The organism is Leisingera coralii, from assembly GCF_049056525.1.
Lineage (GTDB): Bacteria > Pseudomonadota > Alphaproteobacteria > Rhodobacterales > Rhodobacteraceae > Leisingera > Leisingera coralii.
The window spans coordinates 1-1,245 of record NZ_JBHUPT010000064.1; the positions used below are offsets into that span (position 1 = coordinate 1).

The 1,245-nt window shown below is 63.5% G+C and carries 1 protein-coding gene and 1 pseudogene; one reads left to right on the forward strand and one right to left on the reverse strand.

The window, feature by feature from the left end; genetic code table 11:
* The coding region (locus tag ACFMBG_RS19455; protein ID WP_421056334.1) for a universal stress protein at window positions 1–284 on the reverse strand (284 nt) is incomplete at its 3' end.
* Between the two features lie 244 nt (window positions 285–528).
* Here ACFMBG_RS19455 and ACFMBG_RS19460 point away from each other — a divergent pair.
* Window positions 529–1,245, forward strand: a pseudogene (locus tag ACFMBG_RS19460) (SulP family inorganic anion transporter); the annotation flags it as partial.

Below are 1,245 nucleotides of genomic sequence, written 5' to 3' on the forward strand. Positions count from 1 at the left end.
GCCAGGATCGCGTTTGCCTTGTCGCGCTCTTCGGTTGCGCTGGCAAACAGCCCCAGGAAGTTCGCGGGCTGGCCGCGAGGGGTAAGGTTTTGGGCTGCGGCCACTTGTTCATACAACTGTTCGGACTTGGCGAGCTGCATCATTTCTGCGGGCGGCCGCCCGTGCAGGTAGACGTGAACGATGCTGAGGCCGCGCCCGAGCTTGTTCGACAGTTCCGCCGCGCAGTCGAGCGCGCGGTTCCCTGCTGCCGATCCATCTGTGGCAACGAGAATTCTTTCAGTCATGACCAGCTTCCTGTCATCTTGGAGAGTCCCGGAAAGTTTAGTCAGCCACGGGGCCGCCCGCATTGCCTGGCGTTAACACAAGGAGGAGATCTCAAAGCCGGTAGAACCTGTAGCCGGGGAGGACAAGACAGCGCAGCCTTCCGAAGCCCGTTGCCTTCCATGCCCTGTTCCATACAGTGCCACGCTCCATGACAGCGCGCCGGGTATCCGGTTCCGCCCGGCTTTTTGCGAGGAGAGCACAGTGATGACCCGGCTGGCGCGATATCTGCCTGTTCTGGATTGGGGCCGCTCCTATACCGGCGCCCAACTGTCCAGTGATCTGATAGCTGCATTTATCGTCACGATCATGCTGATACCGCAATCTCTGGCCTATGCCCTGCTGGCCGGGCTGCCGCCTGAAGCGGGGATCTATGCCTCTATCGTTCCAATCCTGCTGTATGCCGCATTCGGGACATCGCGCGTTCTGGCAGTGGGGCCGGTGGCGGTGGTGTCGCTGATGACCGCGGTGGCAGTCGGGCAGGTGGCGGAGCAGGGCACCATGGGATATGCGCTGGCGGCCTTGTCGCTTGCCATGCTGTCGGGGGTGATGCTGGTTGCGATGGGCCTGCTGCGGCTGGGGTTTCTGGCAAATTTCCTCAGCCATCCGGTGATTGCCGGGTTCATCACCGCCTCGGGCGTTCTGATTGCGGCCAGCCAGCTCAAGCACATTCTGGGGTTCCCGCGCAGGGCCACACCTTGCTGGAAATGGCAGCCTCGCTTGCCGCCTATGCCGGTGAAGTCAGCCTGCTGACCCTGGCGATCGGCGCCGGGGCTGCCGCCTTTCTGGTCTGGGTGCGCAGGGGGCTGAAACCGCTGCTGCTGCGGCTTGGCCTGCCGCCAGTGCTGGCAGACATCGCCGTCAAGGCGGGGCCGGTTGCCGCCGTGGTTGCAACCACGGTGGTGGTCCAGGCCTACGGGCTGC